Genomic DNA, 18,005 nt, shown 5'->3' with positions numbered 1-18,005 from the left:
CTTTTTTTATTGTGCATTGCGAATGATGGCACGCACCTGGGCCTTTACTACATCCCTAATCAAAGCGATATGCTGGGATTCAATTTGCTTAATCTGCAACCCTCGCAACAATGACTCTCGTGCAACTAAAAACGCCAAAACCTGACCAAATACCGCATGGCATTGGATCTTAACTCGGTCACTATCCGCAGCCTGACCGGTGCATAAAGCCCAAAGCTGATGCTTTAGTGCTTGTGCATGACAGTAATAACGCTGATAGAAAATATCGTATGCCGAAGTTGGCGTGGCGTGCTCGCGCATTATAAATTGTGACCAACGAATGTTGTCATCTCCCTGCAGAAACAACTCACAGAATGAATCAATCAAGCTAAGAAAAACCATTTCGGCTTGTTGCGGTTCTAGCGTGTCAACTTGCTCTATTGCGTGCGCCAAAGGTGGACCAATTTCTTGCCAAATATTATCAACAATATAGTGCATGCAAGCATCATAGAGCCCGCGTTTGCTGCGAAAGTAGTATGGAATAGAGGCGATATTCGCGTTTGCTTGTTCCGCAACATGTCGCGTTGTCGCCTTTAATCCAAACTGTCCGAATTGGTCAATGCCGGCTTCCAATAATGCAACCGCAGTTTGGCTAGTCAGAATGTCAGACCCAATCACAGAGGGAGGAATAATCATACATACTTCTCAATTTTAAACATTAAGCTGTAGAGCACAGGCACAACCCCTAAGGTTAACAAGGTGCCGACCGCCAAACCAAATGCGATTGCACCGGACATGGCATAAAACAGAGCATCTTGGCCGACAATTAGCGGCATTAAACCTAAGATGGTCGTTGCCGTTGACATGATAATCGGGCGTAATCGTCGCACGCTGGCACTGATAATCGCGTCAAAGCGTTGCTCTTTTTGCGTTGCATCGTCTAATTCGGCAATTTCGCTATCAATCCGGTCAATCAAAACTATTGCATTATTGATAATAATGCCCGCTAACGCGTAGAGTCCTAAGATCACCATAAAGCCAAAATTACCTTGCAGGACGTGCAAACCGATTGCCGCGCCAATGATTATTAGTGGAATTGTGGTAACAATAATCAAGGTTCTACGAAACGACTTAAACTGACCAATCAGAAGCACCAGAATAATCGCGACACATAATGGCAAATTCTTATTCAAAGACGCCTGAGAGTCCTTCGAATCCTGGATAACACCATCATATTCAATAGTGTAACCGAAAGGTAAAGCGGCACGGATAGTCGTGATTTTTTGCTCCAGCAGAGGCACCATATCTTCTGCATTCATCAGCGCGTTTTTGGCTTCAATCGTCACGGTTCGAAACATGTTTTCCCGCGCAATCCGGGCGAATCCTGTTTCATAATCCAGCGTCGCCACCTGCATTAACGGAATGTTGCGTTCCAAGCCTGAGGAAAAAACAGTAGCTGTGGCCAAACGATCGAGATTAAAACGCTCAGATTCAGGCGCGCGTATAATGATCGGCAGAATATCATCCCCCTCCCGAAATTCACTAACCACTAGACCGCTAAAGTAACTTTGCAGCGACTGTGCAATATCTTGGGAACTCACTCCTGCACGGCGCGCTTGCTGCTGATTGACATTAATACGGATTTGCGTAACGCGGTTTTCCCAATTATTACGAATGTCATATATCCCGTCTATTTCGCTGATAAGCTGTTCAATTTGACGTGCAGTATCAAACAAATATTCCGCATCTGGCCCCTTAATTTGTAGCTCGATCTTACTGGAGTCAGACGGACCCAAAAACATTTTGGTAACCTTTGCCATGGCCTCTGGATACTGCTGGGCAAACATCTCGCGTAATGCATCGATAGTAGGCTGAGCATGTCGGCGGTCGCCAACATCTAGCATAAAAAATGCTTTGTGTGGTTCGGTATCAATGGGGGTCAAAGAGAGAACAAACCGCGGCCCACCAAAGCCACCATAAGCGACTTGTTGCTGAATATGCGGGAAGCGCTCCTTATCATCTAAATCTTCCATCACACGTTGCATCACACTAGTGGTTTCGCGCATCGAACTACCGGCCGGCAGATCTAAGTAAATAAGAACTTGAGAGCGATCCGAGTCTGGAAAAAACTTCACAGGGACCAGTGATAACGCATAGCCGCCGAGGATAAATAAACCAAACATGCCAACCAAAAATAGTCCTCGGAAGCGCAATATTATGCTCAAAATTTTCTCATAAGCCGGATTTAATTGCTCAAAAACAGCATCTATTCTGCGGCGTATAGCACTAACGTCTTGCTCACTTTTAATTTTGACGAAGTGATAGCATAGCAGTGGAGTTACGGTTAAAGATAAGAACCAACTGACCAACAACGAAATCAAAATCACAAGAGAAACTGAGCGGGTATACTCGCCAGATGCACTCTCCGCGAGCATTAATGGTAAAAATACCAGAATGGTCGTTAAGGAGGAGGTTAACAACGGGATTGCTAACGTTCTGCCCGCTTCTGCGAGGGCTTGCTCGCGACTTTCACCGTCTTCTAAACGGCGCTTAAAGTCTTCAGCCACCACGATGCCGTTATCCACTAATACCCCAAGGGCGATAATCAGGGTTGCCAGTGACATGCGTTCCAATGCCATTCCACTGAATGCCATGACCGACATAGTGACCAAGATCACCGAAGGCACGATGGAGCCAACGATCAATCCCGTACGCAACCCGAGAAACAGGATCACCACTGCTGACACAATACTTAATGTTTGAATGACATTAAGACTGACCCCATTTACCGCAGCTTCAACCACATCCGCTTGGCGCGTTATGGTGTCCAAAGTAAAGCCCGCTGGGATCGACGCCTGCAAATCAGCAAGTAATGCCTCTACTTTTGGGGTGTAGCTCAATACATCCGCATTATCGTTCTTCGCAATCGCAAAAACGACGGCGGGCTGGCCCCGATAGAATGCAGTGCGAACTGGCGGATCAACCTGTTTTCGCGCTACCTTGGCAATGTCTTTGAGCTGAATAGACTGCTCCAACCCAGGTACCACGATTAAAGTATCTTCTATATCTTTAATGGTACTGTAATTACCCGTGGGTTGCAGAGTCAAATTAGTCCCATTGGCATCGATAGCCCCACCAGGACTAATGATGTTTTGTTGCTGTAAGGCTTGTAAGATCAAATTCGGCGCAATGCCTAGCTGAGCGAGCTTCGAGTTGGTAACTTCAATCACCATTTGCTCAGGTTGAACACCTAAAATGTCAACCCGTTTAGTACCTTCAAGGGTAAACAAAAAATCTCGCACGTGCTGAGCAACGTCAAACTGCTCCCCCCAGCTGATCCCCTCACTAGCCGTCATAGCAACGGTTAAGATCGCCACATCACCAAAACTATCATTGATGCGAGGGGCTGAAGCACCTTGGGGTAATTGATTGACTACTAAATCAATCTCTTGACGTAAATCATCCCATATCTGATCCAGCTCAGTGTATCGATCTTCAATTTGCACATGAATTATCGATTGACCAACGAGAGACACAGAGCGTATCTCTTTCACTTCTGGCAAATTCTGGATGGCCTCTTCTAGCGTTTTGGTGATCAGTAATTCAACCCGTTGTGCTGGAAACCCCTCCAACTGAGTGGTTACAACCGCTTCACGAACAGTAATCTTGGGATCTTCTTGGGCCGGCAAATTAAAATAACTAAACACGCCAAATAACATCAGCGCGACAACCACCGCAATTAAGAGCCGGTTATAACGTAAGCCTAACTGAGAAATATTCATCATTGACGCCAAATTCTATTGATTAATAGTTTGCGGATAAGCATCGGTGATGTGCACTTGCTGTCCATCATGCAAAAAATCCAAACCAACACGCACGATCTGCGCGATCGGTTCACGTGGGGTAAAAATCGCCATATCGTCACGCATACTCTTCACGTCAACCGCCACCTGCCGCACCCTAGTTTTGCCCGATGTCCGCTCAATCGCTAGTACGTAATGACTATTATTAGAGTCAGCTGCAATGGCAGATAAGGGGGCTTGTAAAGCGTCCTCTGGGATTGTTAAATCCTTCAGCGAAAACTCAACTTCAGCAGACATACCCGGTTGCAGGGATTGCCCGAGAGTCTCATCACTTAGCGCGATCGTAACTGGGAATGCATTAGCTCGTTGTGCCTGTTTACCCTTCTCAAAGACAATACCGCTTAATGACTGACGTTGCTGATTAAGCAAAACATTGACTTGCACATGATCCCCCTTTTGCACTTGGTTGATCATTGATTCGGGCACTAATACTGCCACTTCTAAAGCATCAGACCCTTGAATAGTCAACACTGGCACATTCGGCGAAATCTGCTGTGAAGGCTCGACATGACGTTGTGCTACGCTGCCCGCATAGGGCGCTATTAATTGAGTATCGGCAAGGTCCTCTTGAGCAATTTCTAGGCGTGTTTGAGCGACACGCACTTGATCCGCGACTGATTGAAACCGTGATGCGGCGAGATCAACCTCAGCTTGGGATACAGCGCCAGAACTGACTAACTGTTGTTTTCGTTTAAAGTCTAATTCAGCCTCAGTCAAACGCGCTTTTGCTTCAGATAATTGACCTTGTTGCTGCTGCACCGCGAGTTCGAACACTTTATCTTCAATCTGAGCGAGTACATCACCACGGGCAAACGTTTCACCTAAATTAACTTGAACACTATCTACTACCCCGGGGATCTCAAAACTCAGCACGCTCTGATCAACCGGTTGCAATACACCTGACAAGGTACGCGACACTTGCTGTGTCGAGTTCATTGGCTGATAGGCGAGAACGGAACGAATGATAGGCTCGTGTTGCGGTGCTTGAGAACAGCCCAATAGAAGCACAAGCACACTTGAGAAAGTAGCAATTTGGCGATAGTTCATGTGGTTCTCCAATGTCAATTGACGAGCATCATAACAGATATAATCAACCGATTAAATCATTTGATTTAATCGGTTGATTATATCTGTAACCGTTTCGTTATGAGGCTTCTACCAGCAAAGCAAACTACCTGACTAAAACTGTGTGAAATTTTCCCAAACTCGGTTATGCAGAACGCCTGTCTTATTCGGCAGAAGCACTTGTCGACGCTCGGTACTGACTAACTATACTAGTTAGTTTTTCTCCGCCTTTGGCACCAAAATCGAGCGTCCTGATGGGGAACGGGATCAGTATATCGTGCTCTTTAAGGACACGATTAATGGTTACGATCGCTTGATGACGCGCGTGCATGTAGCTCTCATCCCCCGGATATTCCAGCCAGAACCAAACCACTAGGTCGATACTGCTCGCACCGAATCCAGTCGCATAAACCGCTGTCTCATCCTGCTTACTAACAAAGTCTAGTTGATTAATTGCTAGAGTGATCACTTCAGCCGCGTGCTCTATATCATCAGCATAGGAAATTCCCACCGGGATTTCTAAACGGCGGATCCCGCGCTTTGAGTAATTAGTGAGAATATTGCGGAATAGGATCTTATTGGGAACAATCTCAACTTGACCAAAGAAGGTCTCAACCAAGGTATTACGCAGATTGATGGCACGTACCTTCCCGAATACACCATCAGCTTCAATAACATCATCAATTTGAAATGGCTTACGAATACCCATCGCGATCCCTGCAATTAAGTTTTCGGTCATATCTTGAAATGCGAAACCGATGGCCAAGCCAACGATCCCAGCACCGGCCAACAACGATGTAACCGTGCCAGTTAACCCCACAAACTCTAATGCGATGAATAAACCAACAATGACCACGGCGACCTTAGTAATCGCGGTGAATAAGTCCGCGATTTGGCGCGATTCAATACTCCGTCGCAGCAGCTGCTGCACAACCCTACCTATAATCCGCGAGAGTAGCCCGAAAATAATGGCGATAATAATTGCAACGGCGATATTCGGTAAGTGCTTGATCCCAAGCTCTGCCCACGTCTGAAGTTTTTCCTGAATTAATGACCAAAATCGGTCAAATGCGGTGATATCCATATGCGCTATTCCGTGTCAGCAATTAATTCGACGACGTCGATGAACTCAACCTCTGCGCTGGCCAACTGCTTTGCCTGCCCTAAACGCGCGAGTAGTGAATAAATGAGCACTTGAGGTTGCTTTTTATATTGTGTCTTTTGCCCGTCAGTAACACTTGATAAAGGCTGTGCGACTGGCTGGCAACCCGACATGTTGCATTGCAAATCTGATGGTACTTGGCGATTTATCGAAATAACGGTCGTTTTCTCTGGGTTGTCCACTTGGAGCGTGTCAGTATCCAACACAACAAACGCGTCGTAGCCACGCTCAACAGCAATTTCTGCAGCATGCTCAAGCATTTGCTGATAAATACTTTCCTGTGCAGCGGTTCGTGTCGTGGCGTAAGTAATTCTATGGGTATTGTTAGTCAGTTGTATTGCACTTAAACCCTGCGGCGGTGCTGTAGGAGTCACGGCTGAGGGCTGAACGTTCCGCGCACAGCCGAGAGCGAACATTAGCCCCAAACAACAAACGAAAACCATACTCTCACTTACCTGACAAAATTTCATAAGTTATTCCTCCTGATTCGCAGCGCGACATAATGCCGCATAGCGATCTGCTATATCGTTTTTATCTGCTGCATGCATGGTTCTAGACTGAACTTGTTGGAACAGGTGGTCGCCTTGCTGGAAAACAATGGCTTTTTGCTGTTGATTACTGCATTGCATTGCAACCGTAGATAAGCTCTCAAGCATGGCAATAACCACACTTGGATGCTCTAAACACGCCTGTCGGATCTGGTCGCAGGCACTGGCTACAGCGCCTTCGAAGTCAATAACTTTGCGCTGTACACGCACAATATCATCAGCATCTTTAATAACTGCGTGCGGAAACTCACAATGACTTAATAAACACATGGCGCTACTGAGTCGGTGCAAACAAGTTATTGCGGTCAGTGGGTCGTTGATGCCCGGTGAGAGTGCCCGTAACGCTAGCTCAACCATTTGCATTATCGCAAACTCGGGGTCCTGTAACGGTGTACGCGTTCGACCAATCAAGATATACCGATGCAAAGTGTGTGCTAGGTCACACTTTTCTGCACTGCGAACAGTACCAATGACTTCGCCTTTAACCACGTACGTACCAGGTTTAACCGTTAACTCCAAGCCTGCATCTGCATGCTGCAGTGCAGACATTAAAGACTCTGTTTGAATAAGCTGAATATACCCATCGTCTTTTGCCAGCAACGCTTGACTGTGGGTACAGGCGCCCCAATCGACGGGTTGAGAGGATGATGCCTGCGGCTGACTCAGATACGGAAACATATTATGAAGGTCGCAAGCCAACGTGTGCCAGCATTGCTCTATCACATTGTCAGCTTGAATTGAGGTGGCAACATGGTGAATGAGAAATACTAGGGTGAATACACAGATAGCTGCTAAAAATAAGGCCACGCTGATACCCAAACCAGGAATAAAAGGTGCGACTTCACTTGCATTTACAAAGCGAATTAGCGCTAAGCAGTAAGCAAATGTAGCAAGGAAAATCCCCAACGACAGCTTGGTCTTTTGGTTCTGCATGAACGTCCGCAGCAAGCGCGGTCCAAACTGTGATGAAGCTAAGGTCAACGTAACAACAATCATAGAAAATGCGATACTAGTCACAGTAATGATTGCACTGGCGATAGTTGCTAAAACTGTTCGAGCACCCTCTGCCTCAATCTCATAAAGTACTGCAAGTGGCCAATCAGAATGAGTCGGCAAAAACGAATCCAACCAATGTGTCACCCCCAGCAAAACAAAAGAGATAAGCAAGCAGATCAGGGGGATGAACCAAAAGCTGGTGTAAGCTGCATCGAACCACTTTGCCAGTTTTGGCTTCCAGTAACCCAGCATAAGAAAATCCTCTATATTTACTCACTCACGTTGATGATTTGCGTAAAGCTAACTCATACTCAAACCCACTAACCCGCTTTACAAATCTCCGATGCAGCCTTTAATACCAGTGAACCGTCTGTATGTTCTATTAGGTAGGCGGGATAGTGTTTATCAGCATCACGCGTCACCTCAGCGCCGTTTAGCACCTTGGTGACCCGTTTGGTGTATTTACGGCGAATGTAACCTTCGCCGCTACCATTGCCCCATGGCCATTTAACTTTAGTGTTAATTGCATAGTGGCGCATATACTTAAGACCTAATCGGCTCCATTTCTGCACGATATTCTTCGGCCAGCGCTTCCTTCTCCGATTCGTTCAGTACTCGGCCTGCTTTTTGGAAAAATTCTTTTTCTTCCTCATTTAAATGATGCTCGACTTTTTCCTTTAACTGCTTGAACGTTTTTAACCACACCGGACTACTCATGTCTGTTTCGTCTAGTGACTCGATTAACTCGTCTATTTCGTGGTGTTCAGCAATACCGTGGCGCGACGCTGCAATGGTTTTATCGTCGTCCATTAGCGGTTTGTAGAAATAGCGTTCTTCGGCAATTTCATGTTGCTTCAACTCTTTTTTTAAGACGTCAAAGTAATCCTTACGCGCTTCTGTCGCACCACTGGTTTGGACCAAAATTTTCAGTAATAGACGCTGACGTTCATGATCTTGACGGATTGCTTCAAAAATTTGCATAGTACCTCCTAGTTCAAATTACTTAAGTACCTGCGAGATTTATGCCAGCACTCCATGCCCGCATATTGTTGATTTAACTAGCTTTATTTTACATTAGAAGTCAAGGAGTGAATATGGCCTGTAGTTTTTACAGGCTACACTGAGTATTTTGCTCAATAACCTTGGGCAACGATGGCATCTGCGAGGCGACGAAATCCTGCGACATTAGCGCCACGTACATAATCAATGGTTTTGTCATTTAGACTGGAGGGCATGCCATCACTCATACATTGTTTATGAATATGCGCCATTACGGCCTTTAGCTTCCCTTCTAATTCTGCAAAAGACAATTGATGAAATTGCGCATTTTGCCCCATCTCAAAACCCGACATTGCGACGCCGCCAGCATTGGATGCCTTGCCTGGCGCATACAAAACCTCTGAGGCACGCACGAGTCGCTCGGCGTCCGCTGTCAACGGCATATTAGCACCTTCGACTAAATATATCAGTCCATTATCAAGTAATTGCTGAATGTCTTTTTCATCGACCTCATTTTGCGTCGCACATGGCAGCGCAACATCACAGGTGAATTGCCATGGCTTCTGTTTTGCTAACCATTCACCCACTCCGGATTCTGCAAGTTGCAGCAGTGGATTATCTCCGTCACTGTTATCTAGTAGTGTCTGAATGTTCGCAGCATCCAAGCCTTTGTCAGCATATAACGTCCCCTTGCTGTTTGATAACGTTTGTACCAGCGCACCACTAGCGATGGCTTTTTGCGCAGCGTATAGGGCAACATTCCCAGCCCCTGAAACATTTACTGTCATATTAGCCAACTTCTTATCCTGCTCAGCCAGCATGCACTCAAGAAAGAACACCACGCCATAGCCGGTTGCCTCAAGACGCACGTGACTTCCCCCAAAGGCCAAATCTTTACCGGTGATGGTACCGACAAATTCATTGGACAAGCGTCGATATTGGCCAAATAAGAATCCAATCTCGCGCTGTCCCACATTAATATCACCGGCAGGAACGTCAGTCTGTGGGCCTACATGTCGGTAAAGCTCGCTCATAAAGGCTTTACAGAAGCGCATGACTTCCGCATTACTCCGCCCCTTAGGATTAAAATCGCTGCCGCCTTTGGCACCACCGAGCGATAGCCCGGTCAATGCATTCTTGAAGCACTGTTCAAATGCTAAAAACTTCAGTATCGACTCATTCACTGTAGGGTGAAAACGTAATCCACCTTTATAGGGCCCTAACACATTAGATTGTTGCACACGCCAGCCACGGTTTATTTGCACACCACCATTGTCGTCCTCCCAGATAACCTTAAAGGCTATTACGCGGTCAGGTACGGCAAGTTGATACAGTACTCGTTGCGCCTTATAAACTTCATGCGCATTAACAATGGGTACTACATCCTTCGCTATATCCGTGACGGCTTGGATAAACTCAGGTTGGTGTGGGTTTTGTTGTGCAGTGTGTTCGATAAACGCATCAAAGTAAGATTGCTGTGCCATGTTTACTCCTTATTTGTCGGCGTAATTGCAGGGCGTGTGAGGTCACAAATAATGGTGAGTGACTGGGGTTCGCACTCGAGCGTCATCTGATCTTCTCGGAACACCTCTCCGTCGAGCACGTAATCAATTGGTTGTTCGCTCTCAATTACGATTTTTTTGCTCTGATGAAACTCGATAGCATCACTGAATTGCCCGTCCAATAAACCACTCATGGTAAGCTTCATTAAAGAATCTAAATCCGCAGTCAGCGTCGAGGGATGCTTAAACCAGTTAACATCAAGCATCCCGTCGACTGCGTTGGGGTTACCTCCTCCCTGCGCCAAAACCGTTGAAGGCGGGGCGGCATTGGCGATGATAAGGCTCTTGGTAAGCAGCTTATGCCTAGCACCTCCATCGAGTGTTATCGCCAGCTCTATTGGTTTAGCGTCGAGCATCGCGTGCGCAAAATATTGCAGATAAGCCACTTGACCTTTGTCGTCTTTTTCAGCTCGGTCGGCCTGTCGAATCATACTCGCCTCGACGCCGATCCCACACACTAATAGAAAACGGCGGTCATTACAGGTTGCCGTATCGATACGTTGGGTTTTTCCAGCCAGTATCGCATCACATGCACTAGCCACAGGTGAAACTTTGCTAGTAGAGCCAAGAAGAACCATGCTAAGTGCGTTCGCGGTGCCCAGGGGAATAACCCCCATAACTTGTTTGCTACCTGCCAGCGCATCCGCCACCTCGGCGAGCGTTCCATCACCACCACAGGCAACAATCAAATCAAAATTTTTGCTTAATGCGGTTTTTGCCAACTGCTGCGCCGAACAGTCTTCACGCGTTTCATAAATGGTGAGTTCATACTTACTAGACAGACGATCCTTTATTTCATCCTGCGCCGTCAGCCACTTTCCGCCACCCGACACTGGATTCGCTATAATTGCCGCCTGTTGAGCGAGGTTTAGCCGCCCTGCGTGGCGAACTTGTTCCAATGCCTTTTTTTGATTCTTATTTAACCGCGCTGTACTGCGCGTTGATTGGATCTGTTGCATCACTTCATCCACTGACAAAGCGGGATCTTGGCTGAGTAAGTAAGCCGCGGTCACAAAGACTGAACGGCCCCGTCCCAACGCACAGTGCACAACCACTTTTCCCTGTGTTCGAACTTCTGTATTGATCCAATTAATCGCTCGTACTAACTGCTTTTCATTCGGCGTGAGATGGTCCAGGACAGGAATATTTAAATACCTTAAATTGGCATTCTCTGAACTCCAATCTAGGCCATCAAATTCGGCAGTTACATCTAAAATTGCCGTTATCCCCTCGCTCTTTAGGCTATCAATGTCAGATGGGAATAACCGGCAGGCAAGGTAAACGTCATCGGTTATCTGTTGCAACGCAGGTACCTTGTCGCGTTTTCTCGCGACCCCATTGTACAAATTTGCGCCCAACAAAAAAGGATAGAACAGCCAGCGAGTGAAAAGTGGGATTTTTCCATTATCACGCTTTCTAAAGATACTAGGAATAGAGAATACATAGGCGACCGTGACGATAGCCAGCGATAATGCACACCACATCAAGGGCAAAGCGACATACAGATTGTCTACCTCATAAGCCGCCCACATAAATACAAGACTTAACAGCGCGTAGTATTTGATCATTTTCATAGCTTTCTCCTGCATCCAGTGTGCTTTGAGATTGGCACTAAACAATCCGTTATTGTGCTCTCAGCGTAACGAATAACATGAGATGGATACGCAAAAATGGTGTTTAAAGTGCAGTTCAATCGGCGCACGGCAGTTTTGATAATCAATGCAGCCGGCTTCCAGGTTCTCTGGATCACCTGTGTATTAGGACGAGACACACTTATTTTATTGCCGCTGGGATTGCTAATTGCACATGTTATGTGGTGCTCTGAACGTAAACAGGAGGTGCTTATTGTTGGCACTACCGTATTGATTGGCTGGACCTGTGACTCATTACTGACGTACGTGGGTCTGTTCCACTTTAGCGAAAATAACTTCATGCTCGGCTTTATCCCTATATGGTTAGTGGTATTATGGGCAGGCTTTGGTGCGACGTTGACGCATAGCCTACATTACCTATTCAAACGTCAACGCTTATTTCCGCTATTTTGCGCTGCCATCGCCCCGTTTAGTTATCTCGCCGGCGAGCGGTTGGGAGCAGTTACATTCCCACTTCCCACCCTCGAAAGCTACGTCATACTTGCAGGCGCCTGGGCTGTTGTCGGTTTTATTTTGCAATGGGTTAACCGACATCTACAGCAATTAAATGATTGAATGAGGCTCGTTTTTTTCAATCACTGAAATAACCTCTTTTCGTGCGACTTTATCATTTAGATGAACCACGACAGACCACTGATCATTTGCTGCTGCGGCACGCAACTGTTCATTCATAACGTCATGATTTGGGCGCAAGGAAAACAGTGCCGAGACAAAGAGCCCGACAAACAAACCTGGGCTAACCAATGCGATAAAAGTAAATATCGGGTTCTGCTGGGTAAATGCAGGCCCGTATGTAATTAGCAGCATGGCGACCAACATACCGACTAACAAACCAATTGCCCCCCACATTAAATGTTGGGCTAGCATGTTTTGGCCAATCGGTTTGCTCTTACCTTCTACTTTGCGACTAAACTTTTGATCATTCGGCGCGATAACATGGACGTTCTCAGCGTCCAAATCGGTGAGCCTTGTCACTTGTCGAGCCGCCGACTTGGCCTGACTTCTATCAGAAAATATGGCGCCAATGCGCGAATCTATGGATTGCAAACTTACAGTCGACATAATGATTACCTCTTGATTACTCACTTAATCAAGTTGCAAAAGACATACCGACATGAACATCGGTAACGGGCCCTGTTGAAAACAGTTAACCTAATGAATTTATTGAAAATTATGACGATGAAAAACTAAAGCATACAACTCCATTGTAAAATTAATGCAGAAATTACAGACCACTCTGTGTTTTTTACTGACATTAACCTTTCCTTGTGTAAGTTTCGCCACAATAGTCTGTGTGCAGAATGTGTTTTTTGAGGTCTAGAAAATCGTAAAGTCGCGTAAGGCGGAAGGTGAATAGTCAATTGAAGTACCCGTAATGCCAAAAAGCCCCTCCAATAGGTTTATCCATTGGAGAGGCCTTTCATGCATCGCGTGATACGCAAATGACGGTCCTACTTAGCAATCCGTGTCTTCTGCCTTGACGCCTTCTTTCACATTTTCACACGCATCTTCAACGGCATTGCCTGCATCAGTGATTACTTCGTCAACTTTTTCACCCGCTTCTTCAGCAGGACCCTGTTCACACGCGGCTAAAAATAGCGTAAACGCAGCAACTCCGGCAATTTTGAATAGTGTTTTCGTTTTCATTACATGTTCCTTTTCAGATTTAATCAATAATTAAAATATTGTTTCGGTGAACGCTTCTCTACGCTGTCGGTGGTTTACCTTTAATGGCGCGAAAGAGGAGTGATAAAACTAACAGCACAATAAATAGATAAAACAGAAACTGTGCGATCCCCGTAGCCGCTCCAGCAATTCCACCGAAACCAAATACTGCTGCAATAATTGCTATGATGAAAAAAGCAATTGCCCAACCTAACATGATGTTCTCCCTTTGCGAGTTATAGTTAAAACCTAACATGCGCTAATCATGCCAAAGGGTAAGGCATTGTTTAATATGGATTTATTCGTCTATCGGGAAAATTTTTGGAGTGCCCACCGATAAAACTTACGCACCAGTGTGAACTTATTACAAAGAATTAAACAAGTTTTGTTATTTAACTGATTGAGCTTAGAATGCGTGCTAAGTCATCTTTGCTGATTGGCTTTAATAAAGCCGCATGTAACTTTGCCGATAACTTTTCTTCTGCGGATATTTCATAACCACTGATTAGCACAACAGGCATCGATTCGCGCTGCACGGATACCTTAGCTGCAAACGCTAGACCATCACCATCCGGCAGTTGTCGGTCAATAAAACATGCTGTATAAGTCTTCTGCTGCTGCAGCTGCTCTTCAGCTGCAGCAATATTGGCGACAACATCAACCTGCGCGCCCAACGCTTGCAATAAGGTCGCCATCAACGCTGCGGCATCCTGATCGTCCTCTAGCAGCAAAATGTTAGGGGCGGATGTTTGAGTCAGCGGTTGGCTCGGCAGGAGCCCAACCAGCGTCTGCGCCATCACGTTTGCATCTATTGGTTTTGGCACAACAGCATTAAACCCTTGTGCCAATAGCTCATCAGCAAGCCCTCTATGATTGGCGGCAGTCAAGGCAACAATAGGACGTCTATCGTTGCCTGCACGGATCTTGCGAGTTGCCTCAAAACCATCCATCACCGGCATATGAATATCCATTAACACAGCGTCAATTGGGCTAGAATCTTGTTCATTTTGTAATACGTGCAAAGCCACAGAACCATTATCGGCATAGCTGACTGTGGCCCCCATTTTTTGCAATAAATAACCGGTTAACCGGCGAATTTCAGGCATATCGTCAACCACCAGAATATGCCCCCTGATCCGCTGATGCTCTGTATGCATGACTCTTTGTTGCTCACTGCTTAGTACCAAGTCCTTTGCACGACTGCATTCAGACACGCGGATCGGAACCGTAAACTCAAAAGTGCTTCCTTGACCTAACTGAGAGTTGACCGCAATGTCGCCACCAAACCGACGCACAATTTCCTGACAAATAGCCAACCCCAATCCGGCGCCACCGCGCTCGGCGCTGATCACGTCATCAATTTGCTCAAACGGCTTAAAGATGTTCGCCAGCTCTGACTGCACTATCCCAATACCAGTATCGATAATTTTAAAAACCAGTTTTGCTTCCTGCTCAGACCCGGCGGTATGACGCAACTCCACTACCAAGCGTATACTGCCCGTATCCGTATACTTAATCGCATTACTGATCAGGTTGATTAAAACTTGCCGTAATCTAACTTCATCAATTTCAATGACTTCAGGGATCTGGCCGGTTGATTCGAAAATCAGTCGCAATCCTTTATCGTGGGCATTGATCCGCATTAAAGAGTAGAGATCAGTGAGAAAACTATTGAAGTTGATTTGACTTGGGTTTAACTCAAACTTATTGGCGATTATCTTTGACATATCTAATAAGTCATTGAGTAAGCTCAACAGATGCTTACCATTATTTTTGATCACCTGCAGTTCTTCTGTAACCGCTGCCCCCCGTGACTCGCTGAGTAAGATATCGGTATAACCAAGGATTGAGGTCAGCGGGGTCCGTAGCTCGTGTCCCAAATGCGCGAGAAAGCGGTCTTTTGCTTTATTTTCGAGTTCTATTTTAGTGCGCTGCAAACGTGCATTTTCAACTTCTCTGCGGGCAAGTGCATACCTCAATGCACGCAAAAATCGAGTCGACCCGATCTCCTGTTTAGCAAGGTAATCAGTAGCACCGGCCAACATCACTTTTTCATCAATGCTGGGGTCGGTCTGGCCAGATAAAACGACGACGGGCAGATCAATATTGTGCTGACGAAAATAGGTTAAAACATCAAGTGCCGTCTCTCCTCGCAACAAGAAATCACACAGACACAAATCAAAAACGTCAGACTGCAAATATCTGCGCATTGATGCTGCACTATCAGCCCAAGTTACAGCAAACTGCAAGCGCTCAACATCACGCAAGTAGTCTTGGGTTAACAGATAATCATCTTCATCATCTTCAACTAAAAGAATGCGAATGGTGGCCAATTATCCTGCCCTATGGTAACTCAACAATTTCAACCCAGTAACGGCCAAGTCCACTCATCACCTCGACCAAACCATCAAAGTCGACGGGCTTGGAGATGTATGACGCTGCCCCCAAATCATAACCACGTAATTTATCTTCCTCCTGCTTGGAGGTCGTCAGGATTACCACAGGAATATTCCGTAACGCTGGATCTTGCTTTAGTTCTTGCAGAGCCTCACGACCATCCATCCTCGGCATATTTAAGTCCAATAGGATCAATCCAGGTCGTGGCGCAGATTCAGGATCGGAGTACTTACCTTGGTGTCGCAAAAACTCCAATAATTCAACACCATCCTCAACACAGTAAAACTCATTTAACACACGGCTCTCTTTAAGGGCATCGATGGTTAACATACGATCGTCCTCATCGTCATCCGCCATCAAAATGGTAATGCTTTTCTTGTTCATTTAACTAGTCTCCCTCCTCTTGAATGTTTCCACTAGAAAATGGCTGGTTTTGCGTTGCTAACGTAATGATAAATTTCGCACCGCGATTGGGCTCACTCACCGCTCGAATGTGTCCATTATGACGTTCTACGATACGTCGGCAAACCGCCAAGCCGATGCCTGTGCCCGCGTAACTCGAGCGTGAATGTAAACGCTGAAAGGGAGTGAAGATTTTATCCTCATAGTCTTGCTCAAAACCAATACCATTGTCTTCGATGAAAATATCATAGTAAGTCAAGCTGGGATCTAAATCGCGTTCCAGAAGCTCTCTTTCTTGGACTGGACTGGCATACACATTCACCACGGGCGATTGCTCAGGTGGCTGAAATTTCAGAGCATTTGAAACAATATTAAGGAACAGCTGACTTAATTGAGAGCCATCGGCCTCAAGAGTCGGCAGTTCACCCACATTAACGGTTGCCGATTTCTCCTCTATGGCGACTTCCAGATCTGAAATAACTTGCGCCATGACCGTATTTAAATCGATTTCAGTAAACGGCTTTCCGCGCGTCGACACTCGCGAAAATTCTAACAGGTCACTGATCAATTGTGACATTCGCGCTGCAGCACTTAACATCCGGGTTAAGAAGTCCCTTCCGCGCTCATCCAGCACATCTCCATAGCCACTTTCCAAGCGGTCACCAAACGCTCTTATCTTGCGCAATGGCTCTTGCAAATCATGTGACGCTACAAAAGCAAAATCTTCTAATTCGCGATTACTTCGTGCAATTTCGTCTGAATATAATTGCAATGCCTCTGTACGCGTCGCTACCTTTTCTTCCAATTCGTCATTTTGCTGTTCGAGTCGCTGTTGATACCCCTGAGCTTCTCGGTTAGACCAATAAATAAGACTAAACACTAAGAGTAATAGGATCGAGGTTGTAACCGTTGAAATCACAAACGTGACTTTGGCACTTTTTGTAATTTGTCGCAGTTGTTGACGATGCTGTTGCTGCAACGCCATTTCTTCTTGGTTTATCTCACTAAATAACGCCTTGATTTGCTGATAGGCTGCTACGGTTTGAGCGCCTGCAATAGTATCACTGTTACTTAACTCACCTTGCTTCGCCAACTCCACACGATTAACCATGGTATTTAGCTTACTTCTGGATAATTCTAACAACGCCTCGATTCGTTGTTGTTGCGGCTTGGCGGTTGATCTGAGCCCTGCAACACTGTCTAACTGCGCTGACATTTTATCCAAGGAACTGCGGTAATCCGCTAAGTATTGCTCGTCTTGAGTTAATAGGTAACCGCGCTGCCCCGATTCAACAGTCAGAATAGCGACATGTAAATTGTTTAACGCATCGACAATCCGATCGGTATTGGCAATCTTAGTCTCGGTATCAGTGAGTTCATCGATAGTGTTTAACACCAAAAAAGAATTGGTGGTTAACACTAATACCACTGCAAGACTAATAATGCCCCACCCATAAACAGTGCGAAACAACGCGGATAACTTAGTCATTGTTTGTCAACCAATTGGCAACGAAATCACTGATTTCACTCAAACTAGCACTACAGTCTTTACTGCCCTTAATAATATTTTCCAGCGCTTCCAGCGCCTTATCGCGCGGAATCTCATCATGTAAAGCCATTTTAATTAATTCTGCTTGCATCGTGATCCGGTTTAAGGGTTTTCGCGCGTCGTGGATCAGGGCATTAAGCTGAGCTTGGGCTGTATCTTCCAATAT

The 18,005-nt window shown here is 45.9% G+C and carries 18 protein-coding genes; 1 reads left to right on the top strand and 17 read right to left on the bottom strand.

The features are described 5' to 3' along the window. Nucleotides 1–6: 6 nt before the first annotated feature. The 10 genes from AC121Z_RS04600 to AC121Z_RS04555 all read right to left on the bottom strand — a co-directional run bounded on the left by AC121Z_RS04600 (nt 7) and on the right by AC121Z_RS04555 (nt 11,748). The gene (locus AC121Z_RS04600; RefSeq protein WP_498127081.1) at nt 7–675 is read right to left on the bottom strand and encodes a CerR family C-terminal domain-containing protein; all 669 of its coding nucleotides are present in this window, start codon (nt 673–675) and stop codon (nt 7–9) included. After that, complete coding sequence (locus AC121Z_RS04595) at nt 672–3,764, bottom strand: efflux RND transporter permease subunit (protein WP_498127079.1); 3,093 nt, start codon at nt 3,762–3,764, stop codon at nt 672–674. The genes AC121Z_RS04600 and AC121Z_RS04595 overlap by 4 nt, the downstream gene beginning before the upstream one ends. A 12-nt stretch (nt 3,765–3,776) precedes the next feature. Continuing rightward, nucleotides 3,777–4,889, bottom strand: coding sequence for an efflux RND transporter periplasmic adaptor subunit (locus tag AC121Z_RS04590; RefSeq protein WP_498127077.1), 1,113 nt, complete (start codon nt 4,887–4,889; stop codon nt 3,777–3,779). A gap of 181 nt (nt 4,890–5,070) precedes the next feature. Further along, nucleotides 5,071–5,991 carry a mechanosensitive ion channel family protein gene (locus AC121Z_RS04585; RefSeq protein WP_498127075.1) on the bottom strand — a complete coding sequence of 307 codons (921 nt, stop codon included), beginning with the start codon at nt 5,989–5,991 and terminating at the stop codon, nt 5,071–5,073. A 5-nt stretch (nt 5,992–5,996) separates the two neighbouring features. Beyond that, the gene (locus AC121Z_RS04580; protein WP_498127073.1) at nt 5,997–6,539 is read right to left on the bottom strand and encodes a CC0125/CC1285 family lipoprotein; all 543 of its coding nucleotides are present in this window, start codon (nt 6,537–6,539) and stop codon (nt 5,997–5,999) included. Nucleotides 6,540–6,542: 3 nt separating this feature from the next. Continuing rightward, the gene (locus tag AC121Z_RS04575) at nt 6,543–7,865 is read right to left on the bottom strand and encodes a DUF2254 domain-containing protein (protein WP_498127071.1); all 1,323 of its coding nucleotides are present in this window, start codon (nt 7,863–7,865) and stop codon (nt 6,543–6,545) included. Between the two features lie 68 nt (nt 7,866–7,933). Continuing rightward, nucleotides 7,934–8,152, bottom strand: a complete 219-nt coding sequence (locus AC121Z_RS04570) for an HVA1 family protein (RefSeq protein WP_498127069.1) — start codon at nt 8,150–8,152, stop codon at nt 7,934–7,936. Nucleotides 8,153–8,156: 4 nt separating this feature from the next. After that, on the bottom strand, nt 8,157–8,594 hold the full coding sequence (locus tag AC121Z_RS04565; protein WP_498127067.1) for a hemerythrin domain-containing protein: 438 nt from the start codon (nt 8,592–8,594) through the stop codon (nt 8,157–8,159). Between the two features lie 152 nt (nt 8,595–8,746). Next, nucleotides 8,747–10,096, bottom strand: a complete 1,350-nt coding sequence (gene gdhA, locus AC121Z_RS04560) for an NADP-specific glutamate dehydrogenase (RefSeq protein WP_498127065.1) — start codon at nt 10,094–10,096, stop codon at nt 8,747–8,749. A 2-nt stretch (nt 10,097–10,098) separates the two neighbouring features. Further along, nucleotides 10,099–11,748 carry a diacylglycerol kinase family protein gene (locus AC121Z_RS04555; protein ID WP_498127063.1) on the bottom strand — a complete coding sequence of 550 codons (1,650 nt, stop codon included), beginning with the start codon at nt 11,746–11,748 and terminating at the stop codon, nt 10,099–10,101. Between the two features lie 96 nt (nt 11,749–11,844). Between AC121Z_RS04555 and AC121Z_RS04550 the strand changes: the two genes are divergently transcribed. Continuing rightward, a complete protein-coding gene (locus tag AC121Z_RS04550; RefSeq protein ID WP_498127061.1) occupies nt 11,845–12,381 on the top strand; it encodes a DUF2878 domain-containing protein in 537 nt (178 codons plus the stop codon). On the opposite strand, the gene AC121Z_RS04545 is transcribed toward AC121Z_RS04550, so the two are convergent. From AC121Z_RS04545 to AC121Z_RS04515, 7 genes are all read right to left on the bottom strand, one after another. Then, entirely contained in the window at nt 12,370–12,888 is a 519-nt protein-coding gene (locus AC121Z_RS04545; protein ID WP_498127060.1) for a hypothetical protein, read from the bottom strand. The genes AC121Z_RS04550 and AC121Z_RS04545 overlap by 12 nt on opposite strands. A 393-nt stretch (nt 12,889–13,281) precedes the next feature. Further along, on the bottom strand, nt 13,282–13,473 hold the full coding sequence (locus AC121Z_RS04540) for a hypothetical protein (protein WP_498127058.1): 192 nt from the start codon (nt 13,471–13,473) through the stop codon (nt 13,282–13,284). A 58-nt stretch (nt 13,474–13,531) separates the two neighbouring features. Then, a complete protein-coding gene (locus AC121Z_RS04535) occupies nt 13,532–13,708 on the bottom strand; it encodes a DUF1328 domain-containing protein (protein WP_498127056.1) in 177 nt (58 codons plus the stop codon). A gap of 175 nt (nt 13,709–13,883) precedes the next feature. Continuing rightward, nucleotides 13,884–15,824, bottom strand: a complete 1,941-nt coding sequence (locus tag AC121Z_RS04530; protein WP_498127054.1) for a response regulator — start codon at nt 15,822–15,824, stop codon at nt 13,884–13,886. 10 nt (nt 15,825–15,834) lie between these two features. Beyond that, the gene (locus AC121Z_RS04525) at nt 15,835–16,272 is read right to left on the bottom strand and encodes a response regulator (RefSeq protein WP_498127052.1); all 438 of its coding nucleotides are present in this window, start codon (nt 16,270–16,272) and stop codon (nt 15,835–15,837) included. Nucleotides 16,273–16,276: 4 nt separating this feature from the next. Next, nucleotides 16,277–17,779 (bottom strand): sensor histidine kinase, encoded by a 1,503-nt coding sequence (locus AC121Z_RS04520; protein WP_498127050.1) that lies wholly within the window; start codon nt 17,777–17,779, stop codon nt 16,277–16,279. Then, nucleotides 17,772–18,002 (bottom strand): hypothetical protein, encoded by a 231-nt coding sequence (locus AC121Z_RS04515; RefSeq protein ID WP_498127048.1) that lies wholly within the window; start codon nt 18,000–18,002, stop codon nt 17,772–17,774. The genes AC121Z_RS04520 and AC121Z_RS04515 overlap by 8 nt, the downstream gene beginning before the upstream one ends. Nucleotides 18,003–18,005 lie beyond the last annotated feature (3 nt).

The organism is Alteromonas sp. DYW1, from assembly GCF_059752595.1.
This window is presented reverse-complemented; position numbering and strand designations above follow the sequence as displayed.